Below are 15,126 nucleotides of genomic sequence, written 5' to 3' on the forward strand. Positions count from 1 at the left end.
TCAGTTACCCAACCCTGTGGTCACGGCGAAGGCAACACTCGTATCGGTGGCCCCTTGCACGGGATGAACATTCACCGGGTTCTCCACCTCAGGGATGAAGGCGGCACCGCCACGCTGCAGCGGGAGGTCGCTCTTGGGGGAGTCGAGCACCACAGAACCGGCAACAACCACGACGACGGCGGGACCGGACTGTGCCAGCGGCACCGGTTCGGCACCCGGGCCGAGTTCGATCCGTTGGAGTTGGAACTCCTTGAAGGGCGGGCGGTATAGTTCCTGGCCAAACTCTGTTCCGCTGGCCTCAACGCGGGGCACGCCCATCGATTCGAAGCGGATGGTCTTGATCAGTTCCGGGACGTCCACATGCTTGGGCGTGAGTCCGCCGCGCAGCACATTGTCCGAGGAAGCCATGACTTCGACGCCCAGGCCGTGAAGGTAGGCGTGGACGTTGCCGGCCGGCAGGTACACAGCCTCGCCCGGTTGCAGGGAAAGGTGGTTGAGGAGCAGGGAAATGAGCACGCCAGAATCGCCGGGGAAAGCCTCATTGATTCCCAGCATTGCCGTGAGCGCATCTTCGTGGGGCTCTTGGGGGGCGCCTGCACGCAGGACGGCTTGTACCTCGTGAATGGCATCCGAGACGTCGCTGCCGCCCTCGATCAGGCGTGTGAAGGCAGCTTTGAGGGCTTCGGATTCGTTGGGAACGCTGAGGTCGGAGATAACGCCGCTGATGACTGCAGGGACCTCCACTGCGGCGGAATCCAGCACTGAGGCAAGGTGCTCAAACACAAGCTTTGCTGCTGCAGGGGAGCGGAACCCACACAATGCCCGGAAGGGCGTGAGGGCAAAAATCATCTCCGGCTTGTGGTTATCGTCCCGGTAGTTGCGTTCGGAGGAATCCGCGGGGATCCCTGCGGCATTCTCGCGGGCAAAGCCTTCGCGTGCTTGTTCCAAGCTAGGGTGCACCTGCAGAGAAAGGGGCTGCTCTGCGGCCAGGAGCTTGGTAAGGAACGGAAGCCGGGGCCCGAACTCGGCAAGGCTGGCGGTTCCCAGGAAATGGGTAGGATCCGAGGCGATCAGGGCGTCAAGAGGTTGTGTGACCCCGTTCGGGTGAATGGCTGTGGACGGGGAATCAGGGTGGGCGCCGATCCACATTTCCGCCTCCGGACCACCTGAGGCCGGCCGCCCCAGCAAGCCGGCGATCGCCGTCGTCGAACCCCACGCGTAGGGTCGCAAAACATTCTCAATCTGGTACACGAAGGAAGGTCCTTATCGTCGCGCTGAACGTGAGGTGGTGGTGCTGCTGCGGGCTACAGCGGGGCGCATTGCCCATTGGTTGCCACGAGATCGCGGATGCCTTGCTCGTCGCCCTGGGCCTTGAGGCCGTTGAGCAGTTCTTCCGTGATGGGCGTGCCGTCCGGCGTAGTGGTCACCGGCGTGAAATCCGACGACGACGGAGACGGAGACGGCTGCTGACCTGTTGGGATCCCGGCCGGGAAGCTGCTGGGGACTGGGCCCGCTGCCGCGACATTGGAACCCACACTGCCGTTGTTGGACACCATGGAGTCATCGGCCTTTGGGCTGTTCTGGGAGGTCAGCAGTTCCTGGACCTTGGAGTGAATCAGGTCGAAGTCCGGCACCGTGGAGAACGAGGCATCGAAATCGGGAGGGCCAATAGTGAGGCGCTTGACCGGTTGGCCCTTGGACTTCAAGGCGAGGTCCACGAAGCTTCCCAGCTGCGCGGAGGAGATGTTGGATTCCACCACCTTTGTGCCTGCGTTGGCGATGTCCTCGAACTTGGTCAGCAACGTGCCGGGGTCCAGCTGCTTGAGCATGGCCTGCTGTACGCATTGCTGGCGCGCAATACGGGCGTAGTCGTCAACGAATTCACGGGAACGGCCGTACCAAAGGGCGTGGAAGCCATCCAAGTGCTGGTCGCCGGCAGGAATCCAGCCATCGGGCATGCCGTGGATCCCGTTGGCCTCGTCAGTGACAGGACCACTGATAGGTACCCAGCCGCCAGCCTTGATGCGGATGCCGCCCATGGCGTCGATGAGCTTGGCGAACCCGTCCATATCCACCAGCACATAGGCCTGCACCGTGATACCCAAGGTCCCGGACACCGCTTCTAGTGTTGCCTGGGCGCCGGGATCGGCAACGCCCGGGTACAGGTCCTTGTGATTATTGGTGACCTCGGTGTTGACGGCGTTGATGAGGCATTCATCGCCGCAGTTATAGCCGTCGGGGTAGATCTTCCGCATGGGGGATCCCTCGCTGAACTGTGCGTTCTGCAGGTTCCTGGGAACGGAAATGATGGCACTTTCACCCGTTTTGGCATCAACACTGATGACCGACAGGCTGTCCGGACGCCGACCTGTGCGGTCGTCACCGGCGTCGCCGCCCATCATCAGGAAGTTATAGCGGCCATCCACGGGATCGATGGCAGGGCCCGCGTTGAAGATGCTGCCGATCGCGTTGCGGCTGACGTTCAACACGTAGGCAAGGTAGCCCAATGACCCGCTGGCCAGAACTGTTGTCACGGCAAGGACGACGGCAATAATGGGCCGCATCCCGGGGGCCAGCAGGTTGGGCCGGATGATCCGCAAGGTGTTCAGGAACAGGTAGGCCCAGCCCAAAGCCAAAGCAACGAGGACAACGATGATGAACAGCGAGCCCACGGGATGGGTGACGATGCTGAGCAGCATGCTCCGGTTCACCAGCGCAATCAAGAGCGTCAGCAAAGCCAGCGCCCACACAGTGAGTGTGATGCGAAGGGCGAGGCGGCCCAGCTTGCGGTCACCTGCCACGATCTGGGCACTGCCGGGGATGAAGAGGGTGAGGAGGACCAGCACGAAGGCGCGTTTGGTCCGCACCGGGGCGCTGGCCCCGGATGGATAGCGGACTGGATCAGTCAGGGCGGCGCCGGACTGATTCGGGTTCTTGTGCATGGTGGTCATCCGCTGCCGTCCTAGTGGCTGCTCCGGGCGGAAGCATTTGCTGGGGAAAAGACTTCTTCAACCTTATGGCGCAGGTTTTCGCCCTTCTTGGTGGCGACGTCGTTCAACTCCTGGGCGAATTTGAGCAAGTCTTCGCGAAGGCGGTCTGCGAGTTCGTCTGTGCCGGAGGCGAGCATCCGTACAGCAAGGAGTCCTGCGTTGCGGGCACCGGCGATGGAGACAGTGGCAACCGGAACTCCGGCAGGCATTTGAACGATGGACAACAGTGAGTCCATGCCGTCCAGTGTCTTCAATGGAACCGGGACGCCGATGACAGGCAGGGGAGTGACCGAAGCCAACATTCCAGGAAGGTGGGCGGCCCCGCCTGCTCCGGCGATGATGACGCGAAGGCCGCGCTCGTGCGCGGTCTGGCCATAGCGGATCATCTCAGTGGGCATGCGGTGCGCCGAGACGACGTCCGCTTCAAAGGGGATGCCGAACTCAGCCAAGGCGTCCGCGGCGGCTTCCATGACGGGCCAGTCGGAGTCGGAGCCCATCACGAGACCTACGAGCGGGGCTGTTGATGCTGATGTCATTCGGTCTCCTCGTGGGTGGTCTGTGCGGGCATCCGGCCGTCACGGATGATGTTGGCTACTGCCGTGGCGCGTTGGCGGATGGAATCTACCTCCGAGGTAGATGTGCCAGCCAGATTGACATGCCCGATCTTGCGCCCCGCCCGCACGGACTTGCCGTAGCAGTGCACCTTTGCTGCCGGTTCGTAAGCCAAGGCCATGGGGAAGGCTTCGAAGAGGTTCTGGTTATCCCCACCCAGGAAATTCTTCATGACAAATACCGGCGCCACAGCATCCGTGGCGCCCAGCGGCAGGTCCAGCACCGCACGCAGATGCTGTTCGAATTGGCTGGTGATGGATCCGTCCTGCGTCCAATGGCCTGTGTTGTGGGGGCGCATGGCGAGTTCGTTGATGAGGAAGCCGGCGCCAACCCCAGGGGTTTCAAAGAGCTCGGCAGCCATGACACCCGTAACGCCGAGTTCGTTGGCGATCCGAAGTGCAGCCCCCTCGGCTGCGGCGGCAACTTCGAGTGGAATGTTCTGTGCGGGGGCGATAACTTCGTCGCACACGCCGTCTACCTGAATGGTGTGAACTACCGGCCAGGCGCGTGATTCGCCACTGGGCGTGCGGGCTACAAGGGCGGAGAGCTCGCGGCTGAAGTCCACCTTGGCTTCGGCAAGCAGGGGGCTCATGGCCTGGAACCAGTCCCCAGTATCAGCTGCGTCATCGGCGGAGTCAACAATGCGGACGCCCTTGCCGTCGTAGCCGCCGCGCGGCGTCTTCAGCACCACAGGCCAGCCGATCTTGTCGCCGAAGGCCACCAGTTCTTCTACTGAGTCAACGGCGGCCCACTCCGGGTTGGGCAGCCCGAGGCGATCGATGGCCGCGCGCATCACGAGCTTGTCCTGCGCATTTACCAAGGCATCAGGTCCTGGCTGCACATTCACGCCGGCGTCGATCAAGGCACGCAGATGTTGTGTAGGAACGTGTTCGTGATCGAACGTCAGGACGTCCACGCCCTTGGAGAACTCAAGCAGAGCGTCCAGGTCTTTGTAGTCACCAATGGGGGCGTTGGCCACGGCGGGGACAGCCGAAACGTCCTCGCCCTCAGCCAAAACGCGTAGTTCGAAGCCAAGAGCGGTAGCGGGCGGGGCCATCATGCGTGCGAGCTGGCCGCCGCCAACAACGCCAATTACTGGAAAAGTCACAAGGTTCAGCCTACCGAACCAGCGGCCGGAACACTGATTCAGCCGCTGTTTCGTGACCATTTCGACGTGGCCCAGGCCCCGGTATCGGCGTTCTCACAGGGCACTCAAAGGGAACGGTTGGAAATGGGCGCTAAAATGAATGAGGCCCATCGGCCCACTTTTCAACGGCCATGGAGGGTCATGATCACCACACTTGCAGATCGCATCCGCGGACTTGCCTCGCTTTTTTGGCGCGAGGTAGCAAAGTTCGGCGCCGTAGGCGGTGTTGCTTTTGTCATTGACTCGGCAGTTTACATCTGGCTGTTTTCGGGCCCGATGCACGGAAGCGAAGTTTGGGCGAAGGCCATTGCGACGATCGTTGCAAGCGTGTTCTCCTGGGTAGCCAACCGCTTCTGGACCTTCCGCCACCGTAAACAGGCGAACGTGGTCCGTGAAGCCGTTCTGTTTGCCGTCATGAACTTCGTCGGGCTGCTGATTGCCTCCGGTTGCGTGTGGTTCGCCAAGTACGTGCTGGACCTGAATGACAAGCCGTCGCTGTTTATCGCAGGAAGCGTCGTGGGGCTCGTCCTGGGCACCATTTTCCGGTTCTTCGCATACCGCTTCTGGGTTTTCAACGAAGAGTTGGATGCCGAGCCGGCTTACTCCCACGACCACGAGATCCTGGAGCTCCATCACAAGGAGAAGTCAGCTGCGGAGGCGGGCCATGGCGCACCGCCGACCGGCGAAGTGCCCTCCATCAAGAACTGATCTCAGGATCGGCTGACGCGCTCATTCTCAAGCAGGTGCTCGGTCACTTCCAGGTCGGGATGCACCAGCACCACTGAGCCGTCTTCTTTCCACGCGCCCAACGCCGCTGCCAAGCCCGGCTCCAAACCGTCGGCCGCCCGAACCAAGAGCCGTACGCCGGTTTCCTGGGGTGCAGCGAATCCGTCCAGAAGGGTGTCATGGGCGTGGCCCGCTGTGCCACGGACGGCCGGGAGTCCGGCTTCCGGTTCGTTGTGCGCCATGAAGACGTCACCATGGGAGCGGACTTCCGCAGCATAATCCACGACGCCGGATGGCAGCTCGCCGGGCCAGCGCATGGCAAGTGCCGCGAGCGGTACGGCGACGATCGCGTCAAAGCCGGCCCCGGCGCCGTCGTCGGGAGTGTCTGTTACCAGCAGGTCAGCGGTGGTGCCATCGAAGACCACCTCCATGCCCAACTGCCAGGCGGCGAGTGCCCACACAAAGGATTTCCAGTGTGCGGGAAGGTCCAACCGGACAGCCTTGCCCGGCTCGGCGTCCAGTTCGTCCTGCAGCAGGTTGCTGGTCTTGGCAACCCAGTTGTCCAAGACCCGCCCGGAGAGCTCCACGCGCTCGGAATCAGGGCCGTACCACGTCAGCCTCGGGGAGGTGGAATGGCCGGATCGCAGGGTGGTCATCAGGTTCGCTGCCGGGATGCTCATGGATCAATCCTGCCACGGTGGGGCCGCCACCCCACGGGGAAATGTGAAATGCGACACACCTCCGTTAAGTCCAATCGATGGACATCCGGGCGTGATCTTGGGAATTCCGCGGAATGTCAGGAATTGTTCATGCAAAGTGATGCGGGGCTTCCGTTTTTCCTCCAACCAGCCGCGCCACGGCGGAAAACGTTGGGCGTGGCGCATCCCACGTTTCTACAGATTCTTGATTATTATCCCGGCGCGGCTTGACTGGCGGGTAGTTACACGCGTGTAATTAGTAATCAACGCCGCTGCACAGATTCCCGGAACAACACCGGGGATCGGAAATACATCCAAGCAGCAGCTGCAAAATCAGGAGGGACGCCATGGGGCAAGCGTTGCGTATCCAGGAAGATGCAGTCGTCGCAGAACATGCGTCGGTGAAATACCGTTCGCGGGAGGTACCAGGGGACTGGTACGTGGACCCGGCGGATCCGGAAGCGGCAGACCGATACAACCAGAATGTGCAGCAGTCGTTGGAGGATCAGGCAACTGCCCTCCTCGCTGCACACGAGGCGTTGATTGGCGACCTGCCTGCCGGGCCGGACGAAGATGTGGACGACCCTCCGATGGAGTTGCGGCGTCCTCAGGAAATCCCAGGACAGCCGGTGTGGATCGGACTGCCGAGCCAAGGCGACTTCGATGACGAGGGCGAACTCGGTTGGCAGACAGACGCCCTGTGCGCCCAGACGGATCCGGAAGCATTCTTCCCCGAAAAGGGCGGCTCAACGAGGGATGCGAAGAAGGTCTGCGGAGCGTGCAACGTCCGTTCTCAGTGCCTTGAGTACGCCCTCGCAAACGACGAACGATTCGGCATCTGGGGCGGGCTCTCCGAGCGCGAACGTCGCCGGCTAAGGAAGCGGGCAGTCTAATTCTTAAGGAAGTACACGTTACCGCCGTCGTGGTTTCCCACGATGGCGGGAACTATCTCCCCAGGACCTTGGCGGCACTGTCGGACCAGACGCGTTCGGCAGATGCCGCCATTGGCATTGATACAGGATCCACTGACAACTCCCTCGACTTGCTCCGGGAGGCCTTGGGGCAAACAAACGTCACCAAGTACGTCCAGCCAAAGTCTGGCTTTGGTGCCGCTGTCCAGGCGGGCCTGGACGAGCTTGCACCCAACGATGGAGCCGAAGACGCCGAAGCGGCCGGTGCTGTCCAATGGATCTGGCTCCTTCACGACGACGCCGCTCCTGCTCCTGACGCCTTGACCGAGCTTCTCCACGCCGTGGAACGGACCACTTCGGTAACTGTTGCCGGCTGCAAGCAGCTTGGGTGGCACGACGACCGTCATGTGGTGGACGTTGGCTTGTCCACCAGCCGCTTGGCCGAACGCCTCACACTGATCGACGCCGACGAAGTGGACCAAGGGCAATACGATGCCCGCTCTGACACCTTCGCGGTGAACTCTGCCGGCATGTTGATCCGCAGGGACGTTTGGGAGCAGTTGCAGGGTTTTGACCCTGCCTTGCCGGGCAGCGGAGACGACGTCGATTTCTGCTGGCGCAACTGGCTTGCCGGTAACCGCGTGGTGGTGGTGCCAAGCGCGCGCATGTTCCACGTGGAGCACCGGCCGAACGGTCTGGGTACGTCCTCCGCAGCACGCAAAGCACAAATTCACATGCGCCTCAAACACACGCCGTGGTGGAACCTGCCGTTCCAGGCTGTGGGGGCGCTCTTGGGCGCACTCGTACGTCTGGTGCTGAGTGTTTTGGTCAAGGAACCGGGCTACGGATTCTCCCAGTTCACGGCCACCGTCGCCGGCTTGGTGCGGCCCCTCGCTATTGCAAGAGGCCGCCGGATTGCCGCGAAGACCCGCAGCTTGCACCGTTCGGTGGTCCGGGGCCTCCAAGCGTCATCGCGCGAAGTTCGGGCCAACAGGCGTTCCCTGCTGGAGGCCATCCGCCCCAGCGAGGAAACTACTGTGGCCTCGGATCTTCTCGCCCCCGAACCCAGCGGCGATGCCTCTGACGATTTCGCAGCGCTGGCCACCAACGAACGCGGATGGGTTGGCACCGGCGCAGTTGCTGCCGCCCTCATCGCGTTCGCCGCTTCTTTCATTGGGCTCTTCGGCCTCCTTCGCACGGGAACTGTGGCGGGGGGAGGGCTCCTCCCATTGTCCGAGTCACCCTCCGATATCTGGGCCAACGCCTCCACGTGGTGGATTTCCCTCGGTGCCGGACTGCCCGGGCACGCCGATCCCTTCGCTTACGTGTTGTGGCTCCTTTCCCTGTTTGGCGGTGGCGATGGCAACTCGGCAACAGTGTGGTTGCTGATCCTGGCCATGCCACTCTCTGCAATCGGTGCCTGGTTCGCTGCAGGGGCTTTGACCACCCGGCGCCGGTTCCGGATTGTTGCCGCTCTTGCCTGGTCCGGGGCGCCTGCATTGCTGGTTGCCATAAACCAGGGCAGGCCAGGTGCTTTGGTGGCCCACGTCCTGATGCCGTTGCTGATGCTGGCGCTAATACGTGCCTCGGGTTCGGCGATAGGCCGTGCCCATGCCACACGGGTACCTTTCACGCGCCGCCCGGCCCTCGTGCTCGGTAAACCGGGCATTAACGGCACGCCGTCCTGGACCGCTGCGGCGGCTGCGGGCTTGGCTATGGCTGCGATCACTGCATCGGCACCGTCCCTCTTGGGGCCCATTACGGTGGTCGTCGTCTTGGCAGCCGTGGTGCTCGGACCGCGGGGCAAGACACTCTGGTGGTCGCTTTTGCCCAGCGCCGCACTGTTCATTCCCTATGGAATTTCGGTACTTGACCGCCCCCGGTCCTTGCTGGCCGATCCGGGCCTGCCGCTCAGTTTCGACGCTGCACCGCTGTGGCAACAGTTCCTGGGCCAGCCCCTGGCGTTTGAGATGGACGGCGGCCTCACAGGTCTTGGGATGTTCGGGCCTGGCGCTGTGCCCTGGGCTCTGTTGCTTGCTCTGCTGGTCAGCGTGCCAGTACTTCTCCTGGCTGTCGCAGCACTGTTCCTCCCTGGTAAGCGCACCGTCCTGGCACGCGTCTTCTGGTTGGCCGCGCTGGCTACCTTGGCCAGCAGTTGGCTGATGGGCCACGTGGCCACAGGCGTCAACAACAACGTGATTGTTGGTCCCTTCACCGGACCGGCGGTTTCAGCGGCGGGCATCCTGCTGCTCGGTGCGGCGTTGCTCGGCGCCGATAAAATCTTCGCCGTTCCCGCCAGAACGTCTGATGCCGCCCGTTGGAAGTCGCCCTTGCGGCGCGTAGCTTCGGGCGTGGCACTGGCTCTCCTCGTCTGTGGACCGTTGGCCGGGATGGTGGCATGGGCAGGACAAAACGTCCTGCAGCCCTCATCCGAGGGCCCAACGGCTACCCAAACCGCTGACGCCACACCGTCAGAGGCCAGTAAGAAACCATCTTTGGGCTCGGCCCGCCAAGTGTGGCCGGTGGATAACGACACCTTGCCAGCCACCGCCGTCGACCGCGGAGAGGGACCCGAACGTACGCGAACGTTGGTTATCACCAGCGGCGAGCAGGGTGCCTTTACGTCCTCGCTGATGCGTGGTGCAGGGACTACGCTGGACAACTTGTCCACCATCGCTTCGGCCAGGACCATTATTGGGGCGCCGGGTCGCGAAGAGATTGCTGCCGACGACGCCGCTACCGCCTCCCTCCGCAGGGCAGTGGCCACCATTGTGGCGAGCACAGGGGTGGATCCCCGCAATGATTTGGAGCAGCTCGGTGCCGGTTTTGTGGTGCTCAAGGCCGCTGATGACGCGGCCCAGCTGACCGCCAGCAGGATCGACGCCGTCCCGGGCCTTGTTGCTGTTGGACAAACCGACGCCGGGTGGTTGTGGCGCGTAACCCCGCGGAATCCCGCTGCCGCCACCGCCGCAGACACCACGCACAGGGTGCGCATTCTCAACGCCCAAGGTGAGGCCATCGGCTCTCTGCCCTCAGCTGAGGTGTCCGTTGACGCAGCGGTGCCCGCGGGTGACGAGGGCCGTCGGGTGGTCCTGGCTGAACGGTCCGATCCCGGCTGGAGTGCTTGGATGGATGGGCGACAGCTGAAGTCGGCCACCTCCGGATGGGCCCAGGCTTTCGAACTTCCGGCCAACGGAGGCAACCTGGAAATCCGGTACACCAACCCTTGGGGTCTTTGGTTCGGGATCCTGCAGGCCGTCGTGTTCGGACTGACCGTGCTGCTGGCAGTTCCGATGCCCGCCCGCCGCTCGCGAACCGGCATGTCGAGGGACGAAGTCTCCCTCCGTAAGGAGTACAGCAGTGTCTGAGGACCCAAAGAAGCAGGCGGACGATGACGGGACGCGCAGTTCCACCAAAGATGCACGCAACTCCGCCAAGGATGCCCGCAGTTCCAACAAGGGGATCATCACTGGGGTCTTGTCAGCAGCAGTGATCCTGGCGGCGGGAGGCGGAGCAGTTGCGGCCACCTCGATGGTTCCAGCGCCGTCTGGCGGCTCTGCCGTGGACATCCGGCAAGCCGATGTCCCGGCGGGCCGCTCCCTGGGCGTCTGCCCGGAACCAGCGCGCCTTGTCACGGGAACGGACGTGGACACCGATGCTGAATTCAGCCCGATTTCCACCACCGCCACCAGTGCGCTCAACGCACTGGTCCTGAGCAATCCCGCAGGCACCATTCCGGGCAGTAAAGTGACGTCGCTGGCAGGGGACGCAGTTGCGGAAATTGCCAAGACGCCCACGAGTACACCATCGCCCACTTCCGGCCCACCCGTTTTGGCTGCAGCGGCTGTATCCATCAGCACTGTGACCGCACCTACCGTGGTGGGTGCTGACCCCATCGGAAACGAACAAGCCTCCTTGGCCGCGAATCTGAGCTACTCAGCCAAGGACGGCGACCTCCGTGGCCTGGCGGCGGCTCCGTGCCAGCAGCCCGGAAACGACGCTTGGCTGTTGGGTGCGGACACTGCGCTTGGCCGGACCGCGGTCCTGAACCTCAGCAATGCATCGGAGACGCCCGCTACCGTCAACCTGGACCTCTTCGGCGCTCAGGGACAGATCCAGGCGCCTGGCGCACGGGGTCTCCTGGTGGCGCCGGGGACAACACGCTCGGTAAACCTTGCCGGCCTTGCCCCCGGCGAATCCCAACTGGCCGTGCACGTACGCAGCTCCGGCGGACCCGTCGCAGGGACCATCCAGCAGAGCGTGCTGCGCGGACTTGTGCCGGGTGGGGTGGAGTTCCTGTCCCCAGGTTCCGGGCCGTCCAACCTCCAGGTGATGGCCGGCGTCGACATCCAGGATGCAGCGGCGATCAAGGCGCTGGGCAGTAAATCGGGTTTTGCCGATGCCGTTCCCGCGCTTCAAATAGCCGTGCCTGGGTCCACGGACGCCGTGGTTCAAGTCCGGCTGTACGGCGCCAACGGTGAGCGCCAGCTCCCCAACGGGGGAGTAGTCACCGTCAAGGGCGGCACAATAGCTACGCTGGACCTCGACGGCGTTCCGGCCGGCAGTTACACCGTTAGCGCGAGTTCTGACGTCGCGTTCGTAGCTGCTACCCGGATTGCACGGGGGGCTAAAGCAGAGGAACCAACGGATTTCGCTTGGTCGCCGTCCTCGGCCCGCCTGGGAAGCCAGCATGTGGTCGCAGTGCCCCGTGACGGGCAGAGCTTCTTCAGCTTCGGTGTCCCGGAGGGACGGGCAACTGTCAGCTACGCACCGGTGACAGCCGATGGGAAGGTGGGCAAGTCCGTGGACGTGGACATGTCCGGTGGCACAACATCTCTGATCGAACTTCCGGCAAAATCCGGACAGGCAGTGGTTGCGGGGTACGTGGTTTCAGCATCAGGGGACCCCGTGTATGGGGCACTTATCCTGGGTAGGCAGGACCGCGCCGACGTCTCAGTGCTGGGCATCCAGGATGCTGCTGCGGGGCTCGAAAAAGTTCCCGTGACAGTGGGCTACTAGGCGTTAAGGCCACTAGGCGTTAGGGGTACCCACGCTACTGGTAACGACGCCGGTACACAGGATCCAGCGTCTCTGGTGGTACACCGAGCATTTCCGCGGTGTACTCCACCACGACGTCATGGACGAGGTCCTGCAGCTCTTCCCGTGTTCCGGCAGTCTGTTCCACCACACGGCGGTACACAGTGATCATCGGTGCTTCGCCGCGGCTGCCGGGAGTGTAGGAACCCATGGGAGCTGCCGTACCTTCGGCGACCAATTGCTCCAGGTTCGGCGGGATTTCGTCGACGGCGAAGAGCACGCCATCCAACTGCTTGCCCCACATATCCTGGAGGCGTTCGGCTGAGTCCAGCACCATGTCGTCGAATCGCTCGGCACGGGTCCGGAAGCCGGGAAGGCTCGGGAGCATGAGTTCCCCACGCAGTCCTCTGCCGTGACGGTTTCTCCGGCGCCGCCGGAAACCACGGACATCCGCGCCGGTGTGTTCCTTTGCCTGATCGCCTTCGGCGTCAGTCCACCGGATTGTGAAGCCAGGAACATGTGGCTGTGACTGCATATATCGACTTTAGTCCCGAGGAACCGCCAACGCGACATAATGGCGAACAGCGCGCCGTGATCGGCAGAGACTGCAGCTTCCGGGCAGGCACGGCCAGCCAATGCGCAGGGTATGGGCCAAAGGGCGCTAATCTGGGATGTTGTGGGTGCTATTCGTCAGTGTTCAAGGTCCGCCTGCCGCCAATCCGCGGTGGCTACTTTGACGTACGTGTATGCCGAGTCCACAGCGGTCCTTGGCCCGCTGGCCACGTACGCCGAACCGCATGCGTACGATCTTTGCGCCCAGCATGCGGAATCCCTTACGGTTCCACGGGGCTGGGAAGTCCTTCGCCTGGCTATGCCAACAACACCTCCGGAGCCTGGCCCGGATGACTTGCTGGCACTCGCCAACGCCGTGCGGGAAGCCGCCTCAGCGGCAACGGACACCCCACCCCGTACCAGTCGGCCGCATGTCGAGCCGCCCGCCATGGTTGAAGGTACGCGCCGTGGCCACTTGCGGATTCTGCGCGAACCGTCCTAAGTCCGTTCTGGCTGAGCCAACTGCGGCAACCCCGGGACTCAAATCGTCGTCGGCTCCTTGGGGGATGGTCGTGCGCTGTAGGCTGGAATCTGCAGATAAATCCGCCAGCGGCGCCACACCCGCGCCATCCAGGGAGCATCATTCATGCCAAAGGTCAGTCCTGAACTGTTGTCCATCCTGCGCTGCCCCGTGACGGGCTCACCGCTGGTCCAGGAGGGCGAGGAGCTTGTTTCAACGGCTGCCGCCGAGAACGGTGAAAAGGTCCGTTACGCGATCGAGGACGGCATTCCCTTGCTTCTGCCCCCGGAACTGCTAGCTGCCTCCAACGCCGCAAGCTCCGGCCAGCACCACGCCAAAGCCTGACGTACTTCCAGAACAGCAATCCCGCACGGTACGCCTAAACATCTATAAGGACTTCCATGACTTTCGACTACAAAGTGGCTGACATTTCCCTTGCCGAGGCAGGCCGCCACCAGATCCGCCTCGCCGAGCACGAAATGCCGGGGCTCATGTCCCTTCGTGCTGAGTTCGGCCCCTCGCAGCCGCTCAAGGGCGCCCGCATCGCCGGTTCGCTGCACATGACGGTCCAGACAGCCGTCCTCATTGAAACCCTCACCGCTCTGGGTGCCGAGGTCCGTTGGGCTTCGTGCAACATTTTCTCCACCCAGGACGAAGCCGCTGCCGCCGTCGTGGTCGGCAAAGGTACGCCGGAAGATCCGCAAGGCGTTCCCGTCTTCGCCTGGAAGGGTGAGACCCTCGAGGAATACTGGTGGACCGCTGAGCAGATCCTCACCTGGCCCGGAGCGGAAGAAAATCCGGAGCTGGGTCCCAACATGATTCTGGACGACGGCGGTGACGCCACCTTGCTGCTGCACAAGGGCGTCGATTTCGAGGCTGCAGGCGCCGTTCCCGCAGCCACCGAGGAAGATCCTGAAGAGTACGTCCTCATCCTGGACCTCCTTCGCCGGACCTTGGCCACGGACCCGCAGAAGTGGACGCGCGTGGCAGCCCGGATCCAGGGCGTCACGGAAGAAACCACCACAGGCGTGCACCGCCTGTACCAGCTCGCGGAACAGGGCAAGCTGCTGTTCCCGGCCATCAACGTCAACGATTCCGTCACCAAGAGCAAGTTCGACAACAAATACGGCATCCGCCACTCGCTGCCGGACGGCATCAACCGTGCAACGGACGTCCTCATGGGCGGCAAGGTTGCCGTGGTTTGTGGCTATGGCGACGTCGGTAAGGGTGCGGCAGAAGCACTGCGCGGCCAGGGTTCGCGCGTCGTAGTTACCGAGATCGACCCCATTTGTGCCCTGCAAGCCGCCATGGACGGCTACCAGGTTGCCAAGCTCGAATCTGTCCTTGCCCAGGGTGACATCTTCATCACCACCACTGGCAATAAGGACGTCATCATGGCCGAGCACATGCTGGGCATGAAGAACAAAGCGATCGTGGGCAACATCGGCCACTTCGATAACGAGATCGACATCGCCGGGCTTGCCAAGGTTCCCGGCGTAAAGAAGGTGGAGATCAAACCGCAGGTTCACGAGTGGGTCTTCGATGCCAGCTCCGACTCCGAGCGGTCAATCATCGTTCTGTCTGAAGGCAGGCTCCTGAACCTGGGCAACGCAACGGGCCACCCGTCCTTCGTGATGAGCAACTCGTTCACCAACCAGACGATCGCGCAGATTGAACTCTGGACCAAGAAGGACCAGCCGGCAGGGGAACGCGAATACCAGAAGCAGGTTTACGTCCTGCCCAAGATCCTGGACGAAAAGGTGGCACGCCTGCACCTGGATGCGCTTGGCGTGGAGTTGACGGAACTGAGCAAGGACCAGGCGGACTACCTGGACCTGGATGTTGCGGGCCCCTACAAGCCGGAGCACTACCGCTACTAAGCCAAGTTCAGTTTGCGGTGGCAGTAACCACAAACAGGTAGCCTCAAGCCCGC

13 protein-coding genes are annotated in these 15,126 nt (G+C 62.8%); 7 read left to right on the top strand and 6 right to left on the bottom strand.

The window, feature by feature from the left end; genetic code table 11:
* Genes manA through AB4Z15_RS07425 form a run of 4 tightly spaced genes read right to left on the bottom strand, consistent with a single transcriptional unit; the run spans window position 1 to window position 4,710 of the window.
* Window positions 1–1,251, bottom strand: coding sequence for a mannose-6-phosphate isomerase, class I (gene manA / locus AB4Z15_RS07410; protein WP_442016756.1), 1,251 nt, complete (start codon window positions 1,249–1,251; stop codon window positions 1–3).
* 53 nt (window positions 1,252–1,304) lie between these two features.
* Entirely contained in the window at window positions 1,305–2,951 is a 1,647-nt protein-coding gene (locus AB4Z15_RS07415) for an LCP family protein (RefSeq protein WP_442016757.1), read from the bottom strand.
* 11 nt (window positions 2,952–2,962) lie between these two features.
* Window positions 2,963–3,526, bottom strand: coding sequence for a 5-(carboxyamino)imidazole ribonucleotide mutase (gene purE / locus AB4Z15_RS07420; RefSeq protein WP_442002676.1), 564 nt, complete (start codon window positions 3,524–3,526; stop codon window positions 2,963–2,965).
* The gene (locus tag AB4Z15_RS07425) at window positions 3,523–4,710 is read right to left on the bottom strand and encodes a 5-(carboxyamino)imidazole ribonucleotide synthase (protein WP_442016758.1); all 1,188 of its coding nucleotides are present in this window, start codon (window positions 4,708–4,710) and stop codon (window positions 3,523–3,525) included. The genes purE and AB4Z15_RS07425 overlap by 4 nt, the downstream gene beginning before the upstream one ends.
* A gap of 180 nt (window positions 4,711–4,890) precedes the next feature.
* On the opposite strand from AB4Z15_RS07425, the gene AB4Z15_RS07430 reads away from it, so the two are divergent.
* Entirely contained in the window at window positions 4,891–5,457 is a 567-nt protein-coding gene (locus AB4Z15_RS07430) for a GtrA family protein (protein WP_442002678.1), read from the top strand.
* A gap of 2 nt (window positions 5,458–5,459) precedes the next feature.
* On the opposite strand, the gene AB4Z15_RS07435 is transcribed toward AB4Z15_RS07430, so the two are convergent.
* Window positions 5,460–6,155: a TIGR03089 family protein gene (locus AB4Z15_RS07435; RefSeq protein WP_442016759.1), complete on the bottom strand. Its 696-nt coding sequence runs from the start codon at window positions 6,153–6,155 to the stop codon at window positions 5,460–5,462.
* A 365-nt stretch (window positions 6,156–6,520) separates the two neighbouring features.
* Between AB4Z15_RS07435 and AB4Z15_RS07440 the strand changes: the two genes are divergently transcribed.
* The 3 genes from AB4Z15_RS07440 to AB4Z15_RS07450 are packed head-to-tail and all read left to right on the top strand — an operon-like array spanning window position 6,521 to window position 12,103.
* Window positions 6,521–7,066: a WhiB family transcriptional regulator gene (locus tag AB4Z15_RS07440; RefSeq protein ID WP_431119087.1), complete on the top strand. Its 546-nt coding sequence runs from the start codon at window positions 6,521–6,523 to the stop codon at window positions 7,064–7,066.
* 29 nt (window positions 7,067–7,095) lie between these two features.
* The gene (locus tag AB4Z15_RS07445) at window positions 7,096–10,452 is read left to right on the top strand and encodes a glycosyltransferase (RefSeq protein WP_442016760.1); all 3,357 of its coding nucleotides are present in this window, start codon (window positions 7,096–7,098) and stop codon (window positions 10,450–10,452) included.
* Complete coding sequence (locus AB4Z15_RS07450; protein WP_442016761.1) at window positions 10,445–12,103, top strand: DUF5719 family protein; 1,659 nt, start codon at window positions 10,445–10,447, stop codon at window positions 12,101–12,103. Before AB4Z15_RS07445 ends, AB4Z15_RS07450 begins: the two co-directional genes overlap by 8 nt.
* A gap of 34 nt (window positions 12,104–12,137) precedes the next feature.
* Here the strand turns inward: AB4Z15_RS07450 and AB4Z15_RS07455 are convergent, their stop codons facing one another.
* The gene (locus AB4Z15_RS07455; RefSeq protein WP_442016762.1) at window positions 12,138–12,656 is read right to left on the bottom strand and encodes a metallopeptidase family protein; all 519 of its coding nucleotides are present in this window, start codon (window positions 12,654–12,656) and stop codon (window positions 12,138–12,140) included.
* 111 nt (window positions 12,657–12,767) lie between these two features.
* Here AB4Z15_RS07455 and AB4Z15_RS07460 point away from each other — a divergent pair, with 111 nt between their 5' ends.
* From AB4Z15_RS07460 to ahcY, 3 genes are all read left to right on the top strand, one after another.
* On the top strand, window positions 12,768–13,175 hold the full coding sequence (locus AB4Z15_RS07460) for a DUF3499 domain-containing protein (RefSeq protein ID WP_442002683.1): 408 nt from the start codon (window positions 12,768–12,770) through the stop codon (window positions 13,173–13,175).
* Between the two features lie 144 nt (window positions 13,176–13,319).
* The gene (locus AB4Z15_RS07465; RefSeq protein WP_416418316.1) at window positions 13,320–13,538 is read left to right on the top strand and encodes a Trm112 family protein; all 219 of its coding nucleotides are present in this window, start codon (window positions 13,320–13,322) and stop codon (window positions 13,536–13,538) included.
* A 56-nt stretch (window positions 13,539–13,594) separates the two neighbouring features.
* Window positions 13,595–15,073 carry an adenosylhomocysteinase gene (gene ahcY, locus AB4Z15_RS07470; RefSeq protein WP_442016763.1) on the top strand — a complete coding sequence of 493 codons (1,479 nt, stop codon included), beginning with the start codon at window positions 13,595–13,597 and terminating at the stop codon, window positions 15,071–15,073.
* Window positions 15,074–15,126: the final 53 nt, after the last annotated feature.

The sequence above is a fragment of the Paenarthrobacter sp. 2TAF44 genome (assembly GCF_052114885.1).
In the GTDB taxonomy this organism is placed as follows: Bacteria; Actinomycetota; Actinomycetes; order Actinomycetales; family Micrococcaceae; genus Arthrobacter.

Bases quoted from the DNA above. Each gene is read 5' to 3' on its own strand.
- AB4Z15_RS07430 (WP_442002678.1), top strand. From the start codon at position 4,891: ATGATCACCACACTTGCAGATCGCATCCGCGGACTTGCCTCGCTTTTT.
- AB4Z15_RS07460 (WP_442002683.1), top strand. From the start codon at position 12,768: ATGGGCCAAAGGGCGCTAATCTGGGATGTTGTGGGTGCTATTCGTCAG.
- ahcY (WP_442016763.1), top strand. From the start codon at position 13,595: ATGACTTTCGACTACAAAGTGGCTGACATTTCCCTTGCCGAGGCAGGC.
- AB4Z15_RS07435 (WP_442016759.1), bottom strand. From the start codon at position 6,155: ATGAGCATCCCGGCAGCGAACCTGATGACCACCCTGCGATCCGGCCAT.
- AB4Z15_RS07440 (WP_431119087.1), top strand. From the start codon at position 6,521: ATGGGGCAAGCGTTGCGTATCCAGGAAGATGCAGTCGTCGCAGAACAT.
- AB4Z15_RS07455 (WP_442016762.1), bottom strand. From the start codon at position 12,656: ATGCAGTCACAGCCACATGTTCCTGGCTTCACAATCCGGTGGACTGAC.
- AB4Z15_RS07465 (WP_416418316.1), top strand. From the start codon at position 13,320: ATGCCAAAGGTCAGTCCTGAACTGTTGTCCATCCTGCGCTGCCCCGTG.
- AB4Z15_RS07415 (WP_442016757.1), bottom strand. From the start codon at position 2,951: ATGACCACCATGCACAAGAACCCGAATCAGTCCGGCGCCGCCCTGACT.
- purE (WP_442002676.1), bottom strand. From the start codon at position 3,526: ATGACATCAGCATCAACAGCCCCGCTCGTAGGTCTCGTGATGGGCTCC.